This window comes from Desulfomicrobium escambiense DSM 10707, assembly GCF_000428825.1.
Lineage (GTDB): Bacteria > Desulfobacterota > Desulfovibrionia > Desulfovibrionales > Desulfomicrobiaceae > Desulfomicrobium > Desulfomicrobium escambiense.
This window is the reverse complement of record NZ_AUAR01000001.1, coordinates 233,217-250,832: the sequence shown is the minus strand read 5'-3', so window position 1 is coordinate 250,832 and position 17,616 is coordinate 233,217. Positions and strand designations below refer to the sequence as shown.

12 protein-coding genes are annotated in these 17,616 nt (G+C 67.0%); 7 read left to right on the top strand and 5 right to left on the bottom strand.

Annotated features, from left to right (window positions below; translation table 11 throughout):
* Nucleotides 1-24 precede the first annotated feature (24 nt).
* Nucleotides 25-645, top strand: coding sequence for a sulfurtransferase-like selenium metabolism protein YedF (gene yedF / locus G394_RS0101090; RefSeq protein WP_028576066.1), 621 nt, complete (start codon nucleotides 25-27; stop codon nucleotides 643-645).
* Here the strand turns inward: yedF and G394_RS0101085 are convergent.
* The gene (locus G394_RS0101085) at nucleotides 642-1,067 is read right to left on the bottom strand and encodes a rhodanese-like domain-containing protein (protein ID WP_028576065.1); all 426 of its coding nucleotides are present in this window, start codon (nucleotides 1,065-1,067) and stop codon (nucleotides 642-644) included. The genes yedF and G394_RS0101085 overlap by 4 nt on opposite strands.
* Nucleotides 1,064-1,858, bottom strand: a complete 795-nt coding sequence (fdhD, locus tag G394_RS17445; RefSeq protein WP_051306854.1) for a formate dehydrogenase accessory sulfurtransferase FdhD — start codon at nucleotides 1,856-1,858, stop codon at nucleotides 1,064-1,066. Before fdhD ends, G394_RS0101085 begins: the two co-directional genes overlap by 4 nt.
* 284 nt (nucleotides 1,859-2,142) lie before the next feature.
* Here fdhD and G394_RS17440 point away from each other — a divergent pair, with 284 nt between their 5' ends.
* The 6 genes from G394_RS17440 (at nucleotide 2,143) to G394_RS0101045 (ending at nucleotide 10,886) form a co-directional block, all read left to right on the top strand.
* A complete protein-coding gene (locus tag G394_RS17440) occupies nucleotides 2,143-2,550 on the top strand; it encodes a cytochrome c3 family protein (RefSeq protein ID WP_051306853.1) in 408 nt (135 codons plus the stop codon).
* 461 nt (nucleotides 2,551-3,011) lie between these two features.
* A complete protein-coding gene (locus tag G394_RS0101070) occupies nucleotides 3,012-3,734 on the top strand; it encodes an ABC transporter ATP-binding protein (RefSeq protein WP_028576064.1) in 723 nt (240 codons plus the stop codon).
* 1 nt (nucleotide 3,735) lies between these two features.
* The gene (locus tag G394_RS0101065; RefSeq protein ID WP_028576063.1) at nucleotides 3,736-6,099 is read left to right on the top strand and encodes an ABC transporter permease; all 2,364 of its coding nucleotides are present in this window, start codon (nucleotides 3,736-3,738) and stop codon (nucleotides 6,097-6,099) included.
* Nucleotides 6,096-7,310 carry an efflux RND transporter periplasmic adaptor subunit gene (locus G394_RS0101060; RefSeq protein ID WP_043774292.1) on the top strand — a complete coding sequence of 405 codons (1,215 nt, stop codon included), beginning with the start codon at nucleotides 6,096-6,098 and terminating at the stop codon, nucleotides 7,308-7,310. Before G394_RS0101065 ends, G394_RS0101060 begins: the two co-directional genes overlap by 4 nt.
* An 889-nt stretch (nucleotides 7,311-8,199) precedes the next feature.
* Complete coding sequence (locus G394_RS0101050; RefSeq protein WP_028576060.1) at nucleotides 8,200-9,162, top strand: hypothetical protein; 963 nt, start codon at nucleotides 8,200-8,202, stop codon at nucleotides 9,160-9,162.
* Entirely contained in the window at nucleotides 9,162-10,886 is a 1,725-nt protein-coding gene (locus tag G394_RS0101045) for an alpha/beta hydrolase (RefSeq protein ID WP_169725514.1), read from the top strand. The genes G394_RS0101050 and G394_RS0101045 overlap by 1 nt, the downstream gene beginning before the upstream one ends.
* Before the next feature lie 381 nt (nucleotides 10,887-11,267).
* Here the strand turns inward: G394_RS0101045 and G394_RS0101040 are convergent, their stop codons facing one another.
* From G394_RS0101040 to G394_RS0101030, 3 genes are all read right to left on the bottom strand, one after another.
* A complete protein-coding gene (locus G394_RS0101040; protein ID WP_028576058.1) occupies nucleotides 11,268-14,771 on the bottom strand; it encodes a YhaN family protein in 3,504 nt (1,167 codons plus the stop codon).
* Nucleotides 14,761-16,008, bottom strand: a complete 1,248-nt coding sequence (locus G394_RS0101035; protein WP_028576057.1) for a metallophosphoesterase family protein — start codon at nucleotides 16,006-16,008, stop codon at nucleotides 14,761-14,763. Before G394_RS0101035 ends, G394_RS0101040 begins: the two co-directional genes overlap by 11 nt.
* Nucleotides 16,009-16,131: 123 nt before the next feature.
* Nucleotides 16,132-17,517, bottom strand: coding sequence for a YdgA family protein (locus tag G394_RS0101030; RefSeq protein ID WP_028576056.1), 1,386 nt, complete (start codon nucleotides 17,515-17,517; stop codon nucleotides 16,132-16,134).
* Nucleotides 17,518-17,616: the final 99 nt, after the last annotated feature.

Genomic DNA, 17,616 nt, shown 5'->3' with positions numbered 1-17,616 from the left:
CGGAAAAAAACAAGGAGCCCGGCCATGCCCATCATTCTCAATTGCGAAGGCGAACCATGCCCCAACCCCGTGCTGCGTTGCAAGCAGCTTCTGGACTCCGAGTCGCCGCAGGACATGCAGGTCATCGTGGACAACGACGCGGCCAAGGAGAATGTCAGCCGCTATTTGGCCAGCAAGGGCATGCACATCGACGACATGCGCAAGGACGGCGGCCTGTGGACCATCACCGCTTCCCGCGCGGCAGGGGCTGAAGGCGCAGCGGCGGCCCCCGCAGCGCAACCTTCGGAGCGGTCCTGCCCGGTCTGCGCCCCGAAAATCCTCGTCTTCATCACCCGCGACGTCATCGGCCAGGGCGACGACACCCTGGGCTCGCGCCTCATGGGCAACTTCCTGGCCACCCTGCCGGAACTGGGCGACGCCCTGTGGCGCATCATCCTGGTCAACGGCGCCGTCAGGCTGGCCACGGACTCGAACCCGGCCTCGGAGCACCTGAAAAAACTCGAAGCCACCGGCGTGTCCATCCTGGTCTGCGGCACCTGCCTCGAATTCTTCAAGCTCATGGACCGCAAGGTCGTGGGCGAGGTCACCAACATGCTCGACGTGGTCACCAGTCAGCACGTCGCCGACAAAATCATTACGCTTTAGGGGACAGTTCCGCTTCCAGCGAGGGGTAACCCCTCGCTCTTCCAAGCCAGGATGCCCCCGCGCAGGTCGAAGACGCGCTGGAAGCCGAGTTCGTCGGCCAGGGCCAGCACATGCGAGCTGCGGTTGCCGCTGCGGCAGTAGGTGAAAATGGTCGCCGTGCGGTCCAGGGCCGCGAAGCGCTCCCGGAAATCCGGCTCATAGTAGTCCAGCAAAACCGCCCCCTCGATGTAGCCCTGCCGGAACTCCCCCGGCGTGCGCACGTCGAGGATCAAAAAATCGGCCTTTCCCCGGTTGCGCTCCATGAGTTCAAGGGCCGCCCGCGGCTCCAGGAGCCTCGCGTCCTCCCGCAGGCACCCCGCCAGCAGCAGGGCCATGAACCAGATCACGGCCAGTGCGACCCGGCGGCACGTCAACCCGCTCATGCCACGCGTTCCGGGGAGGCGAAAATGGAAAACCGGTTCTGCCGGGCGAAGCCGATGAGGGTCAGGTTCATGTCGCGGGCCAGGAGCACGGCCTGGTGGGTCGGCGCGCCGAGGGAGACGAGGATGGGGATGCCGGCCCGCCGGCCCTTGTGCACGATCTCCGAGGAGATGCGGCCCGAGGTGACCATGACCGTGCGCGAGAGGTCGATGCCGTCGTGCAGGGCCTGGCCCACGACCTTGTCGGCGGCGTTGTGGCGCCCGACGTCGTCGCGGATGAGCTCCGGCTCCCGGCCTTCGACGCTCAGGGCCACGGTGTGCACCCCGCCCGTGGCGTGGTGCAGGTCGGAATAGCGCCGGAACCAGTTGGCCAACTCCTGGATGCGCGCGGCGGGCAGAGAAAAGCCGCCGGGCAGGGGCGAGCGGACTTCCAGCTCCGCTGCGCTGGCGAACATGACGCCCTTGCCGCAGCCCGAGGTGAAGGTGCGCCGCGAAAGGCGCTGCGGGTCCACGGCCGTGGCCAGGGAGACACGCACGGCCCACACGGCCGGGTCGACCTCGCTGCCGAGGAAGTCCTGCGGCCTGTCCAGAAGTCCCGAGGTGTGCAGAAAGCCTCTGGCCAGGTCGTCCAGATGTTCGGGGGTGCACATCAGGGTGGCGATTTCCGTGTCCCCGGCCATGATGGTCACGGGCACTTCCGTGGCCACTACGTCCATCTCGTGGGCGGGTCCGGCGGCCGTGACCTTGACGATGTCCATCTGGACCAGGGGTTCGAGGGGCTGTGGGTCGGGCATGAACGCTCCTTGCTCTGTTTTCGCGCCGCCGTGCCAAGCGCGCGCCGTCCCGATTCCTACCCGCAGGCCGGGGCCTGTCAAGACGCGATCATGCCGAATGGGCAAACGGGACCGACAGCGCCCACCTCGTGACAAACTTCACATTTAAAGTCTTGCCCTCCGCAAGGGATGAATATACAGGGGAAAACTTTGTCGAGGGATGCCGGCCCGCCGCCGACCTGTCCCCGGAAACGGCGGAACCGCGGGCCTCGTACGTGATTGAAGAACATTTCAAGGAGGATCGGATGAAACGGATTGGAACCCTTGCCCTGCTCGTGGGGCTGCTGATTCTGGGCGGTGTCGCCACCGCCATGGCCGGAAGCGTCGAGATGCCCGAGAGCGTCCTGATGAGCGCCAAGGGCGTCAAAGACTACACCCCCAAGAAAGCCGAAGTGACGTTCAACCACGCGTCGCACATGCACATCGCATGTCAGGACTGCCACCACACCGTGCCGCAGACCTACACCTTCCAGAGCTGCATGTCCGAAGGCTGCCACGACAACGCCAAGGACCGCACGACCGCGAGTTCCCTCTACAACGCCTTTCACACCACCAAGGACACCTCCAAGAGCTGCGTGGGCTGCCACCGCGACCTCAAGAAGCAGGGACAGGGCGAAGCTCCCCTGGCCTGCAACAGCTGCCACGTGAAGTGATCTTCCGGCGCCCCCGCCTCCCGGGGGCGCCTCTTTCCCCCCTGTTTTTCCCGTTCTCTCCCCCTGTTTTTCCCGTTCTCTCCCCCTGTTTTTCCCGTTCTCTCCCCCTGCCCTTCCCGCATTCTTCCGCCCCATGAGACGCCCGAGCGGGGCGCTTCGTTCCGGCCAGGGTCGTCGACTGTCCGACTGAGCCAGGCATCGTCGGTTTCCCCGTCGCCCGTCGCCCACGCTCAGCCTCCTGCTCCGCACGCGACGGGGAAGCCCTACGAGGCCGGCGATGGAGTTTCGACGGCCCTGGCCGGAACGAAGCGCCCCGGGCCGCCCTGCGCAACTTTTTCCCAAGAATGGACGAAATGGACTGGATGGACCATATGGACGCCCCCCTTCCTTCGCCCCGCGCAAATTGACCTCAAGCCCCCATTGTGCTTCAGTAAAACCGTACAAAACACGGAGCCCCCGACATGACCGCACCGACGCCCTCCCCCCTCTTCTGCGCCCGCGACCTGACCAAGGTCTACCAAACCGGCGCGGCCCCGGAGGTACGGGCATTGGGCGGGGTCAGCCTGGACCTCTTCCCGGGCGAACTGGTCGTGCTGCTGGGCGCCTCGGGCAGCGGCAAGTCGACGCTCCTGAACATCCTGGGCGGCCTCGACACCCCGACCAGCGGCACCCTGTCCTACCGCGGCCAGGACATGACCCACGCCGACGAGAAAACCCTGACCGCCTTCCGCCGCGAATCCGTGGGCTTCATCTTCCAGTTCTACAACCTCATCCCGAGCCTCACGGCCCGCGAGAACGTGGCCCTCATCACCGACATCGCCGAAGACCCCATGGACCCCGCCGCGGCCCTGTCCCTGGTGGGCCTCTCGGCGCGTCTGGACCACTTCCCGTCCCAGCTCTCGGGCGGCGAGCAGCAGCGCGTGGCCATCGCCCGCGCCATCGCCAAGAACCCCGACGTGCTGCTGTGCGACGAGCCCACCGGGGCCCTGGACGTGCGCACGGGCATCACGGTCCTCTCGGCCATCGAGCGCATCAACGCGGAACTCGGCACCCTGGCCGTGGTCATCACCCACAACGTGGCCATCGCGGACATGGCCGACCGCGTCATCCTCCTCTCGGACGGCCGCATCACGGACATCCGGACCAACCAATCCCGCCGCAGGGCGGAAGAGCTGGCCTGGTGACATGCGCGCCCTGAACGTCAAACTCCTGCGCGACCTGTGGTCCATGAAGGGGCAGATGGCGGCCGTGGCCCTGGTCATGGCCTGCGGCCTGATGGTCATGATCATGGCCCGCGGGCTGGTCAGGTCCCTGGAGTCGGCCCGGGACGAATACTACGCCTCCCACCGCCTGGCGCACGTCTTCTGCGACCTGAAGCGCGCCCCGAACTCCATGAAGGCCCGCCTGCGGGAGATCGACGGCGTGGCTGCCCTGGAGACACGCGTCAGGGGCACCCTGACCCTGGACCTGCCGGGGCTGCGCGAACCGGCCGACGGTCTGGTCCTGTCCCTGCCCGACGGGCGGCAGACCGAGGTCAACCGCCTGCACCTGCGCCAGGGCCGCCTGCCCGAGCCCTACAGCCCGGACGAGGTCGTGGTCAGCGAGCCCTTCGCCAAGGCCCACGGCTTCGTGCCCGGCCACACCCTGGAGGCGACCATCTACGGGGCGCGAACAAAGCTTCGCATCGTCGGCGTGGGCATGTCGCCCGAGTACGTCTACGAAACCCGGCCCGGCGAGACCGTGCCCGACAACCGCCGCTACGGGACCTTCTGGATGAGCGAGGGCGCCTTGGCCGACGCCTTCGCCCTGAGCGGCGCCTTCAACAGCGTCGTCCTGACCCTGGCTCCCGGCGCCGAAACGGGCCCCGTGAAGAAGGCCCTGGACCGCATCCTGGCCCCCTATGGCGCGCTGGTGGCCTTCGACCGCACCGAGCACGTCTCGACCAAGCTCATCGACGACCGCATCGCCATGCTGCGGGGCTTCGCCATCGCCTTCCCCGTCATCTTCCTATCCATCGCCGCCTTCATGACCAGCGCCGCCCTGACCCGGCTGGTGCGCCTGCAGCGCGAGCAGATCGCCCAGCTCAAGGCCTTCGGCTACTCCTCGTGGGACGTGGGCCTGCACTATTTCCAGTTCGCCCTGGCCGCCGTCGTGGCGGCCACGCTGCTGGGCTCCGTCGTGGGGCTGAGGCTTGGCGGCAACCTCGTGGACATCTACCGGCGGTTCTTCCAGTTCCCGAACCTCGTCTTCCGGCCCGACTGGCCGGCCCTGGGCCTGGCCCTGGCGGCCAGCGCGGGGGCGTCCTTCGCCGGCGTCCTCGGGGCCGTGCGCCAGGCCGTGAGCCTGCCCCCGGCCGAGGCCATGCGGCCCGAGCCCCCGGCGCGCTTCGAGCCGTCCTTCCTGGAGCGCCTGGGCCTCATGCGCCTGCTCTCGCCCGTGCAGCGCATGGCCCTGCGCAACCTGGAGCGCAAGCCCTGGCAGGCCTTCTTCACGGCCTTCGGACTGGCCATGGCCACGGCCATCCCCATGGTGCCGGGGGCCATGGGCGACGGCATCGACTACCTCATGGACTTCCAGTGGCGGCTGGCCCAGCGCCAGGACGTCACCGTAACCCTCATCGAGCCCGGCTCCCCGGCCGCCCTGCACGCCCTGGCGGCCATGCCCGGGGTGCTGCACGCCGAGCCCTTCCGCGTGGTCCAAGGCCGCATCGTGAGCGGCCTGCGCGAGCGGCGGGTCGGCCTGACGGGACGCCTGCCCGACGCGCGCCTGAACCTGCTCCTCGACGCGGAAGGTAGGACCGTGGACCTGCCCCTCTCGGGACTCATGCTGTCCGAAAAGCTGGCCGAGGTGCTCGGGCTCGCGCCCGGTGACCCGGTGCGCATCGAGGTCCAGGAGGGCCGGCGCCCGGTGCTCGAGACCTTCGTGGCCGGGACCATCACCGATTTCGCCGGGGTGGGGGCCTACATGGATTTTCACGCCCTGGGGCGGCTCATGGGCGAGGAACGGGTCGTCAGCGGCGCGCACCTGACCCTGGACTCGAACCTGCGCGACGAGTTCCTGCGGCGCGTGGACGACACCCCGGCCATCGCCTCGGCCGTGTTCACCTCGTCGGCGCGCGAGAGCTTCCAATCGGCCATGGGCGACATGATGGGCGTGGTGCAGACCGTCTATTTCGGCTTCGCCGTCATCGTGTCCTGCGGCGTGGTCTACAACGGGGCGCGCATCTCCCTGTCCGAACGGACCCGCGACCTGGCCACTCTGCGCGTGCTCGGCTTCTCCGAGGCCGAAACCACCGTCATCCTGCTCTCGGAACTCGTGGTCCTGACCCTGGCCGCCCTGCTGCCGGGGCTGTGGATCGGCGGCGAAATGGCGCGGGTGCTGGTCATGACCGCCAACACCGAATCCGTTCGCATGCCTCTGGTGCTGACGGACCGCGCCTACGCAACGTCCGTGCTCATCGTCCTCTCGTCCTCCCTGGCGTCCTTCCTCGTGGTTGGCCGCCGCATCAGGAACCTGCAACTGCTGGCCGTGCTGAAGGCCCCCGAATGAACACCACCCGCAAACGCCGCCCCTGGCGCACTCTCGTTCTCCTTCTCCTGGCCCTGACCCTGGCCGCCCTCATCGTCGCGGGGCTTTGGCCCAAGCCCCTGCCGGTGGAGACCCGGACGATTTCGCGCGGGCCCATGACCGTCAGCGTGACCGAGGAGGGCAAGACGCGCATCCGCAGCCGCTACCTCGTCTACCCGCCAACGGCCGGATACCTGCAGCGCGTCGGTCTGCGGGCCGGGGCGCGCATCGAAGCAGGGAAGACCGTGCTGGCCGAGCTGACGCCCGAACCTTCGGCCTTCCTCGACCCCAGGTCGCGGGCCGAGGCCCTGGCCCGGGTCGATGCCGCCGAGGCCGCGGTCAAGGCAAGACTGGCCGAGGCCAGGCGCGCGGACGCAAGCCTGGAGTTGGCGCGCACGGAACTGCGGCGCATGGATGCGCTGCTCGCCAGTGGCGCCGTGGCCCGCCAGGAATGGGACCGGGCCGAGAACCAGGTGCGGGTGCTGGAGCGCGGGGCGCAGTCGGCCGCATTCTCCCTGCAGGTCGCCGAGCACGAGGCCGGAGCCGCGCGGGCGGTCCTGATGCGGGCCGCGACGCCAGGCCATGGCGAGACCGTGCCCATCCTGGCGCCGGTGGACGGGTACGTCCTGTCCGTCATGGAGGAAAACGCCAGGACTGTGGCCGCATCCACGCCCATCATGGAGGTGGGGGACCCGAACGACTTGGAGATCGAGATCGAGCTGCTCTCCACGGACGCCGTGGCCGTGACGCCGGGCGCCGAGGCACTCATCGAGCACTGGGGCGGCGAAGGGAGCCTGCGCGCCAGGGTCACGGTGGTCGAGCCCGGCGGGTTCACCAAGGTCTCGGCCATCGGCGTGGAGGAGCAGCGGGTCAAGGTGCGGGCAGAACTGGCGGACACCCTGCCGGATGGCGTGCTGCTCGGCGACCGCTACGGGGTGCAGGCGCGCATCGTCACCTGGCAAGGGGAGAATGTGCTGCAGGTGCCCACGGGCGCCCTGTTCCGACGCGGCGGGGAGTGGATGGCCTTCGTGCTCGAAGGGGGCACGGCGGTGCTGCGCACGGTCGCCGTCGGCCGCGAGAACGGCCTGGACGCCGAGGTGAGGGATGGGCTGAAGGAAGGAGAACGCGTCATCCTGCACCCGCCGGACACCCTGGCGGACGGGATGCGGGTCAGGGAGGAGGGGCTGCGATAACGTGACTTTCCCGTGGGCGAGTCGACCACCCCGCCCTTCGGGCCCCCCTCCTTGGCAGGAGGGGAGTCGGAGCGTTTGAACAGGTCGGGCAGGCTTCCTTCTTGCCTTTCCGCCAGCCCGGCCAACGTGATGACGTCATCGCCCTACCCGTGCGTCATCCCCGCGAAGGCGGGGATCCATCTTCGTAATAAAATGCAACGTGATGACTCATCGCCCTACTCATGTGCCATCCCCGCCTTCGCGGGGATGGCACCCAGATGCTCGCGGTTCTAACCGCCATCACGAAGAACATGCCATCGTTTCCCGTTCCTACAGCCCGTGCACAAACACCCGCCCCCGTCCATGCCCGGATCTTCACAGCATTCAACGCCGCAGCGCGACTACTTACGCGATTGCGTCTTCCACTATACTGAAATCGCCCAATATCACACCCGGTCCTTCCATAATACCGTCTTCCTCCAAGTAAGTTTTGACGCCTGCGAACGGAGGCAAAACACTGCACACGGGAGACTGAATCGATGGAGGTCATGAATCTCTGCAACACGCAACGGCGTGTCAAAGATCCGGACGCACCGCTGCGGGAAGTCCGGGACAAAGGATGCGTGATCTGGCTAATGCTGGACCCTCTGTGTCACCAGGATGCTCTGGCACGCCTGTACGAGTTGGAGCCCGACGCGGAGAAAACCATCCTACTACAAGTGCACCAGACGGACGACCTCGATTACATCCCCATACTGCCGCGCGGAAAAGGCGGCCGGCCATGACCCGGGGCCGAACAGACACCCGCGGAGGCCCCGCCGTCAGCGGAAATCCCATCTCGCGTGCGCAGCGCTGCGCGCTGTGCGCCCTTGCTATCCTGACACTTCTTCTCGCCGGAGGTTGCCAAACCATGCAGCACACCACAACAAGCCAGCCCCCCCTGCCTGTGACCCTCTACCCCGTGGGACGCTTCCTCTTCCCCGTGCCTCAGGGGCTGGAGTTCCAGGGCAGGATCATAAACATCAACGATATGTCCATCGAAGAAACGGACTGGAACTCCGGGGACCGCGCAAAGCAGTTTCGGGCCCTCTGGGAACCGGTCCGCGACGAGGCCAGGAAGCACTACGACGTGTACAAGAACACGCCCGTCGTCCGAGGCGGGTTCGTCCAGGAGGACGTCAGCGAACACTTCGGCCACCCGGCCGTCCTGCTCTGCTACTCGGCCCAGAACGGCGCGCACTGGATCGACACGTTCGTGGCCTTGCCGGACTGGATCCTGCGCATCAAGGAGGAAACTGCCTATGAGATAGGCAAGGAATGCCTGGGCGATTTGAAAGGGACGACCCTAGACTTCTACAGGCACTATCACACGGACAGGTCAGCCCTCCCGGCGGACTTGTTTTGGACGGGGAGGGGCTGGGTGCAAGGGTTAAAGACACGGGATGAAAGCGTCGATGCCTTCGCACTGCGCACTAAAACTGAAACCACACCGGAAATATCGCTGAGCCTCATGGCGTTCACGATCTTCAGACCAGATGAACCGACCAAATCGATCGCCGCGATCCGAAAAATTTTCAAAGCCCACGGAGCAGAACTAAAAATCCTGCGTTCACGCCAACTCTTCTTCGCCGGCAGGCCCGGCCTGGAGGAAGCTTTTGTCCTCTCCCCGAAGGAAAGTGGCGAACATGCAACGGAATTCTCGGGCAAATGGACGATCGAAGGGGAACCCAGGAATCCAGAACGGCCGAGAATTGTCATAAGAATGGAATGCAAGACTGATGATCACAGGGAAGCCCTGCGCATTTGGGATGCAGTCCTCGAAAATTTCACATCCATTCAGGAATGGCACGCCAAGATGAGAGGAGGCAGATAATGCGTAACAATACACCGAAAGTACCCTACGACGATCCCCTGCGGCACAGGAAGACCCCGCGGGAAATGCTTAAGGAGCCTATTTGCACAGAATGCGAGGCCTGCAGGGACAACATCATCCAAGTCCGGCGCGACACCATTGCTGTCATCTTCGTGCCCGGCATCATGGGCTCAAAGCTGAAGAATCCCAAGAATGCTCCCGTTTGGAATCCGGACGATCTGTTGTTCATGTGGGGTTTGTTCATGTGGGCAACGCCTGAAGATCGCTACAACCTTCTCATCAAAAATAAACCAAGCCTCTTGAACGAGATCACCGAGAAACACATCAACTACCCCAAAGCCGAAGAACGCGGCTGGGGCAGCGTGGCCTGGAGCTTTTACGGGGACCTGCTGACCTCCATCCAGGACTGGGCCACGCCCCTCAAGGTGCTACTGGACCTGCCCGTCTACGCCTTCGGCTACAACTGGCTGGAGTCGAACCGCGTGTCCGGGGCGAAGCTGCGCGAATTCATCCACACCATCAAGGCCGAAAAGGTCATCCTCGTGACCCACTCCATGGGCGGTCTGGTGGCGCGCTGGGCCTTGGGAGGCGATGAAGCCGGGGACGTCGCAGCAAAGGTCCTCGGCGTCGTCCATGGCGCGCAGCCCGTGCACGGCGCCCCGGTGGCTTACCGGCGCATGATCGCCGGGCAGGAGGTGGACGGCTTCTTCAACATCCTGGGCATGCTCGGCGCCAAGGTTCTCGGGTCCGACGGCCCGTCCATCACCGCCATCTTCCCCCACGCCGAGAGCGCCCTGGAACTCCTGCCCAGCCAGCACTACCGCACCAACGACGGCAGGCGGGAATGGCTGCACGTCCAGGATCCAGGCTCGCCGGACGGGCTTCAGTCCTACCCCAAGGGCGATCCGTACCGGGAAATCTACGCCAGAAGCAGCCATCGCGACTTCTGGGGCATGATCCACGGCGGCTGGTTCCAGCCGGACCCTCTGGAGGAGGGGGCCTTGGGCCGCGTCTTCCACGGCGAGGCCACGGAGGCGGATCCCGAGTCCGTAAGGCAGGCCACGCTCTTTCTGAACAGGCTGGAGACGGTCCGGAATTTCCACGCCACAATCGGCGACTACAGCCATCCGCGCACCATGCAGCTCTTCAGCAGCGGCGGCCAGGACACGTGTTCGGAAGTGAGCTGGCTGGCCAGGGACGTGACCCTGACCGTGAAGCACCGCCCCGATGACACGCGCGGGGACAGGGACCTGAGGGACAGGTACTTCGCCCTGCGGCACATCTCGGGCATCCTGGAACTCAGCCGGGGCAACTACAGCGAGGTCCGTTGGATCGAAGCCGACGGCACCCCCGGTCCGGCGGTCCCTTGGAACACGCCCTTCGAGGAACTGGACCGGGGCATCAAGGAAGGACGGCGGCTGTTTTTGCTGCGCGTGTCCGGGTTCGGAGACTCGGGGCCGGGCATGGCCGACAAGGACATCTGTACTCTGGGCGACGGCACGGTCCCCCTCAGTTCGGCCACGGGCCTCCAGCCGGATTGCAACACCTGGGGAGGCGCGACGCACACCCTTCCCTACTGGGACGGCGCCGAGCGCTCCATGCTGGCCACCGGCTGCCCAACGACAAGCGAGCATTCGGCATTCTTCGACAAAAGCGCCATCCAGACCACCATCAACACCATCCACAACCTCTGCCTGGGCTGGCTCCGGAAAGAGTTCAACTGAAGCGGGAAGCACTTGGAACAATTGTCCCCTCTTCCCTTTCCACCATCTCGCCAAACGCTCGGTTCAAGCGTGTCGGGCGGTCTCCGGCGAGGGCCGTCGACTGTTTGACCGAGCCAGGCATCGTTTGCTTCCCGGCCGTGTCACGTGCGAAGCGCCCCCCTATGACCAATACTCAAGGCCGGGAAGCATTACGAGGGTCGTTTTTGTTGCCGCCAGCCTGGTCAACGTGATGACGTCATCGCCCTACTCATGTGTCATCCCCGCGAAGGCGGGGATCCATGCATTATATTACGAAGATGGATCCCCGCCTTCGCGGGGATGACACCGAGATGCTCGCGGTTCTAACCGCCATCACGAAGAGCATGCCCTCGTTTCCCGTTCCTACAACCCGTGCACAAACACCCGCTCCCCGCCCCCCAACCCTCGGGCCAGTTCCGCCACATGGGCCTGGTGGGTGAAGAGGATGACCTGGGTATGCCCGGCCATGTCGGCCAAAGCCTTCAGGGTCGCCCCACTTCTGGCCTCGTCGAAGTTGATGAGGATGTCGTCGACGATGAAGGGCATGGGCTCGGCGGTGCGTGCGCGCCAGGAAAGGCTCGCCAGGCGCAGGGACAGGTAGAGCTGGTCGCGGGTGCCGGAGCTCATGCCGTCCACCCGGACCCGCTCGCCTCCGGGGCGCAGGCCCAGGATGACGGGCCGGTCGCTCTCGTCGATGTCGGCCTGCAGGCCGGCGAAGGACGACAGGGTCAGATCACGGAAAAGGTCCGAGGCCATGGACAGGAGCGGCCCCTGGTTGGCGGCGCGGTAGCGTTCGATCTCGGCGCGCAGCACCCCCGAGGCGACCTTGAGGCGGATGTAGCGCCCCGTCAGGCGCGAGATCGTCGCCAGGACCTCCTGCATCTCCTCGGCCACGCGGGCTGCGGCGTCGCCGCCGTCCATGCGCGCCAGCTCGTTCTTCTCCCGCCCGATGACCTCGGCCAGGGCGTGCAGCCTCGGCTCGATCCGCTCCTTGAGCTCCAGGTGCAGTTCGGCCAGGCGGCCGGGCAGAGAATCGGCATCGTGTTCGCGGGCCAATGATTCCAGATCTTCGAGACTTCCGCCCTCGGCCATGCCGGCCAGGTCGGCCTCGACCTTGTCCGCGTCCCCGCGCAGCAGGGACCAGGCGGCGAACCGCCGCTCTGCCTCGGCCATGCCCTCGTCGTCATCGGCGCGCGCCTCGGCCCGCAGGGCCGCCAGCCCCTCATTGACCACGGCCAGCTCTTCGGACAGGGAGCGGATTTCCCGTACGGCCCGGGTTTCGTCTTCCTCCAAGCGGGCCCGCATGGTCTGCTCCTGCTGCGCGCGGACCAAGACGTCCTTGAGGCGCCCCACGGCCAGAGCGACGTCAAGGTCCGCCGCGGACGGGTCCACAAGGCGGCAGACCCCGCGCACGTCATTCTCGAAGACTCGGGCGTCATCGTCGATGCTGGTGATGCGCTTGCGAAGCTTCTCCTCCTCGTCGAGCTTAGCCAGGCAGTCCTGAACCGTGTCCACGTAGTCGTCGGCCTCCTCGGGCGATGCGCCGCCGGGAAGACCCAGGAAGGCCATGGCCTCGGCCCAGGACTCCCGCCATTCGTCGGCCTGTCTGCGCGCGACGTCGGCGGCCACCTCGGCCTTGCCCACGGCCGCCGAGAGATCGGAAACGGCCCGCGCCAGGGTTTCGCGCCTGACCCGGCCCGCGCTCAGGGCCTCGGCCACGGCCTCGGCCCGGCGTAGTGCCGGGGCCAGCTCCTCGCCGGTCCGTTCCGCGGCTTGTCCCAGGGCGTCAAGCTCGAGCAGCAGCAGCTCACGCAGCTCCGCACGCCGCGTCTGGTGCCAAGTCAGTTCGGCGCGGGCCCGGTCCAGCTCCTCGACCTTGCGGCGAAGGTCGTCGAAATTTGCGCACCAAGCCCGCATTTCACGCGTCCCCAGGGGCTCGATACCGCACGGGGCCCACAGCTCCCGCCAGCGGGCCAGGATGCCCTCGCGTTCGGCCAGTTCCGCGGCGATGGCGGCCCGCAGCCCGTCCAGCGCGGTCCGGACGGACTCGATGCCGGCCAGCAGGTGGGCGTGCTTCTGGACTCGATCGGCCTCCCTGTACATGCGGTCGGCCGTCAGGTCGGCTTTTGCCACCCACTGTTCGTAGGCTTCGGGCAAGGACCCTTCCTCCGCGTAGAGACGGCTTTCGGCCTCGATGTCCTCGCCGTCCATCCACTGCCGCCGCAGAAGGCTCCATCCCTCCTCGCGCCTGACACGGCAGTCGACCAATTCTGCCTCAGTCGGGACGGCGGCGGCATGCTCGATGGCCCGCAGCTCGTGCTCCAGGGACTCTAGGTTCTGGACGCCGCGCTCCTCTTCCTGACGAAGACGGCGCAGTTCCTCGTCCCGGCGTTGCAGGACCGCTTCGAATTCGTTGACTGTCTCGGGCAGGGGCAGACGCAGGGAGGGCACGGCTTCGAGGCTCCCCGTCCACAATCCCAGGCGGTCCAGGGCGGCCAGGCAGACGCCGCGCAGCCTCTGGCCGTCGGCCACCCGCTGGCGCAGATCCTCGTCCAGGTCCCCAGCCTTGCGCGCGGTCCCGATGGCCTGCGCCAGCGCCGCGACGTCGGTTTCCCGGCCAAGGGAAACCAGTTCGGCTCGGCGGCTCTCCAACTCCTTGCCCAACTCGGCCAGGCGCGTTTCGGCCTGCTGCACGCCTTGGAACACTGCCGCATGACGCTGGGCCAGGGCCTGGACTGCCCTGCGTTTGGCCAATCCGGGCCGCAGGGTCTCGGCCTGCACGACATTCAGGTCAGGCCTGATGCGACGCAGTAGGTGCGCAGCCTCGATCTTAAACCCCTTACGCAGCCCGTCCAGGGTCGGTCGGTCAGCCAGGGCCTTGCGGTACGCGCCCAGACGCTGGTGAAGGTTCTCGATGTCCTCGACGTGGACGAGAACCGTTCTGTCGGAACCAAGGCCAGCCAGGCGCTCCCCGATCTCCGCGCGCCTAGCCTCCACCGCCTCCAGCCGCACGCGCAGGGTCCGGCCCTTCTCTTCCAGTGCGCGCCGACGCAAACCAAAATCGTCGGCCAGGGCAAAAACCTCACCCATTTCCTGAAGTTTCTCCAGAAGCATCCGACGCCGGCTCAGGAAGGGCAGGGCCCGCTGCAGCCGCTCCAACCGGTGCAGACTGCGGTTCAGCTCTTCACGGCGTGCGGACAGGGCGGCGACCTCCCCTTCGGCCTCGGCCAGGGCCTGACTGTGCTTCTGCCAGTCGTGCCCGGCCAGGCTGGCGGACCGCAGCTGCGACTGCAGCTCCTTGTGGCGCGCCAGGGCGGCCGTCAGGGCCCGGGTCGAGGCGCGGGGCTTGAAGAGTTCGTCGGCCTCGTCCTCCAGCCCCTTGAGCACGTACCGCAGGGAGGCGAAGCCCGCCCCGGCGGCGAAGAGGGCCTGCCCCACCTCGCCCTCCTGATCGAGGATGCCCTGGCCGCCGCGGACCAGGGTCTCGTGGTCGATGCCATACATGGCGGAGAACATGTCCTGCCCCACGCCGTGCAGAAAGGGCGTCAACGCGTCAGCCCCGAGGGAGCCGTCGGACTCGTCGAAAAGGTCGTTCTTGGCCTTCTTGCGACGGCGAAAAGAGAGCGACAGGCCGTCGTCACGGCGAAGGCGCCCGCCCACCAGCAACTGGTCGTAGGCGTGCAGAAAATTGTCGCCCGTGCGCGGCGGGAAACCGAAGAGCAGGGCCAGCAGGCCGCGCAGGGCGCTCGACTTGCCAGCCTCGTTGGGGCCGTGCACCACGTGCAGGCCGGGAAGATTCGAGTCGAAAAGAAGGACCCGGCCGGTGAAGGGGCCGAAGGCCGCGAGTTCCAGGCGTTCAATCCGCATGGCGTCCCTCCTGCAGCCGGGCCATGAGCAGCTCCCGGACCTCGTCGCGAAGCACCGCCATCCCCTTTTCGTCCGGATGGAACGGGTCCTCGGCGGCCAACAGCTCGGCCGGGAGGCGACCGCGCAGGTTCTCGAACTCCGGCGCCAAACCGAGGAGCGACCCGTCCAGCTCCAGTGCGGCCACGGCATGTTCCAGCCCGGCCAAAGGCGAATCCTCCTCGGGCTGCCCGGCCGCGCTCGGCCGGGTGGCCACCTCCAGCTTCTCCAGCCACACGTCGCCCAAGTCTGCGGCCAGGGCCCGCAGCTCCTCGCGCAGGTGCCCCCGGTCGCGGTGCAGGCCCGCGTGCAGGTCCGTGCACCCTTCCAGAGTCACCCGCACGGCCAGGGGACGGCCGTCCGTCTCCCTGCGCTGCGCGTCCAGCGCCTCGCGCACCCGGTCGCGCACCCCGTCGGGCCCCGCACAGCCGGTCAGATCCACGCGGCAGGCCTCGAAGCGCAGCACGTCGATATCGCGGAACTCCACGCCACTGACGCGCCCGGACTCCACGGTGACCACGGCGCAGCCCTTGGGCCCGGTCTCGCGGATGTGCCGTCCCTGGATGTTGCCGGGGAAGACGATCCACGGGTCGCGGCCGACCACCTCGCGCCGGTGGACGTGGCCCAGAGCCCAGTAGTCGTAGCCCCGGGAGGCCAGACCCTCGACGGTGCACGGCGCGTAATTCTCGTGGTTCGGCCGCCCCGTCAGGCTCGTGTGCAGGAGGCCGATGTTGCACATGCCCGGCACGGCATGTGGGTAGTCCCGGCTCAGGTCCTCGGACACGACGCGGCCGCCGAAGCTCTGGCCGTGCACGGCCGCGCCCAGGTCGTCGAGGGTGACGGTGGCCGGTTTGCGGTGCGGGAAGAGGGTCACGTTGTCCGGCAAGCGCAGGGTGCGGGTCAGCTGGCTCGCGGCGTCGTGGTTTCCCGAAACCAGCAGCACCCGGATGCCCGCTTCGCGCAGGCGCCCCATGCGATGGGTGAAGTAGAGGCCCGTGTTGTAGTCCTTCCAGTCGCCGTCGAAGAGGTCGCCGGCCAGGAGAACGAAAGCCGCCCCCTCCTCAATGGCCAGGTCGACCAGGTTGTCGAAAGCCCGCCTGGCGGCCCCGCGGATCTGCTCCACCGGGGCGTCGGGGTAGGATTCGAGGCCCCGCAGGGGGCTGTCAAGATGGATGTCGGCGGCGTGGACAAAGCGGAACATGAAATCTCCGGTTTGCGGTTGCGGTTCGTCGTGCCGTTGCTTCATGCGCCGGGGGGCCTGTCCGGAGTGCCGTCCGAAACCCTCCTCCCGGTCGCGACCGGCCGCAGGCGCTGGTACGCCGCCTCAGAACAGCGGCGTGGACTGCCCGTTGACCGTCAGATGCCCCTGGCTGAGGGAAGCCCGGCCCGTGATGTTCGCGCCTTCGCGCGTCAGGAATCCCCGGGCCAGCAGGGGCTCGATCTGATCACGGAAGCGCTGCCTGGCCAGAAGGTCCACGGCTTCGTCCGTGGCGGCCGGGTCCTGACTGCGCACGTCCAGGCCCAGCAGGCCGACGAGAAGCTCTTCGGAGGCGATCAGTTCGGCCTCGGCCTCGACATAGGGCAGCAGGAGCAGCGGATTGACCGCAGCCTGTCCGGCGGGCGCGTCGCTTCTGACCTGCAGGGAGCCCGTCAGGTCGCCCCGGGCCGTTCCCAGGCGCAGCCGGGAGATGCGCAACTCAGGCTTTCCGGCCAGCAATTTCCCGAAAAGGGTGACATACAGCTCCCCGACCTGTGCGGACAGGGCGTCGGCGTCCACGTCGCTCGCACCGGCCAGCAGGCGCAGGCGGGACTGGAATTCGCTCAGGGCCAGGGCGTCGAGGTTTCTGGCCTCGAAGTCGCAGGACAGCGGACCGAAAGCCCCACCGCCGTACTCGACCCTGGCGATGTCGAGCTTCTGGAGCATCGCGGCCAGGTTGGCTTCGCAGCTGCTTTCCGACGACACGCGCAGGTCCGTGGCGAGGACGCTCTCTGCACCCGGCTGGGTCATGTTGATGGACGCCACCGCACCTTCGGCCCGGCCGACATAGAGGTACGGCAGGGCCTCGACCAGGTCGAAGGTGCCGGTCAGGCCATCCAGCGCCACCCTGCCCCGGTCCGCGGCCATGGACAGGCCGGGCAGGGAGAAATCGCCCCGCACAGCTCCGGTCATGGGCTCATGGACGATGTTGAGGGTCAGCCCGCCCCAGGTCAGTCGCTCCCCTTCCCCGCCGTTCTTCTCGAAAGCGGGCACCGTCAGATCACCCTTGATCTCGCCGGAAAAGCCCACGCGCAGCGTGGACCTGGACTGCGCCAGCTCCGGGATCTCGGCGAACAGCTTCCCGACGTCGTCACCGGGATCGACGGGCTCGACGACGCTCTTCATGGTCGCCAGGGCCGTGTCGAAAGAAAACCCGTCGAACAGATCCGGCATGGGGCCATGCCGCAGTTCATGACGCAGCGTAAAGCGTACGGTCTTCGCCGCCGCGCCCCCCTGCTCCGCTCCGGGAACGGCGACCTCCACCAGCGTCGCGGCACGGGAAGCGAGGAAACCGCGCTCGTAGTACTGGTTGGTCAGGGACACGAGGCCTGAGCGTTCGTGCTCCTTCAACAGGGAAAAATACTGCTCGCGGGCCTGTCCGCCGAGCAGATACGCGGCAGCGGCATATGCGCCGGCAGCGAAGACGAGCAGCAGAACAAACAATCTTTTCATCGATCCTCCATGTGCCCGGCGCCATAGGCAGACGGGCCGGTTTCGTCAGGTCGGCAGACTTGCACATCGAGCCGGAGAAAACAACGGATTTGAGGCGGC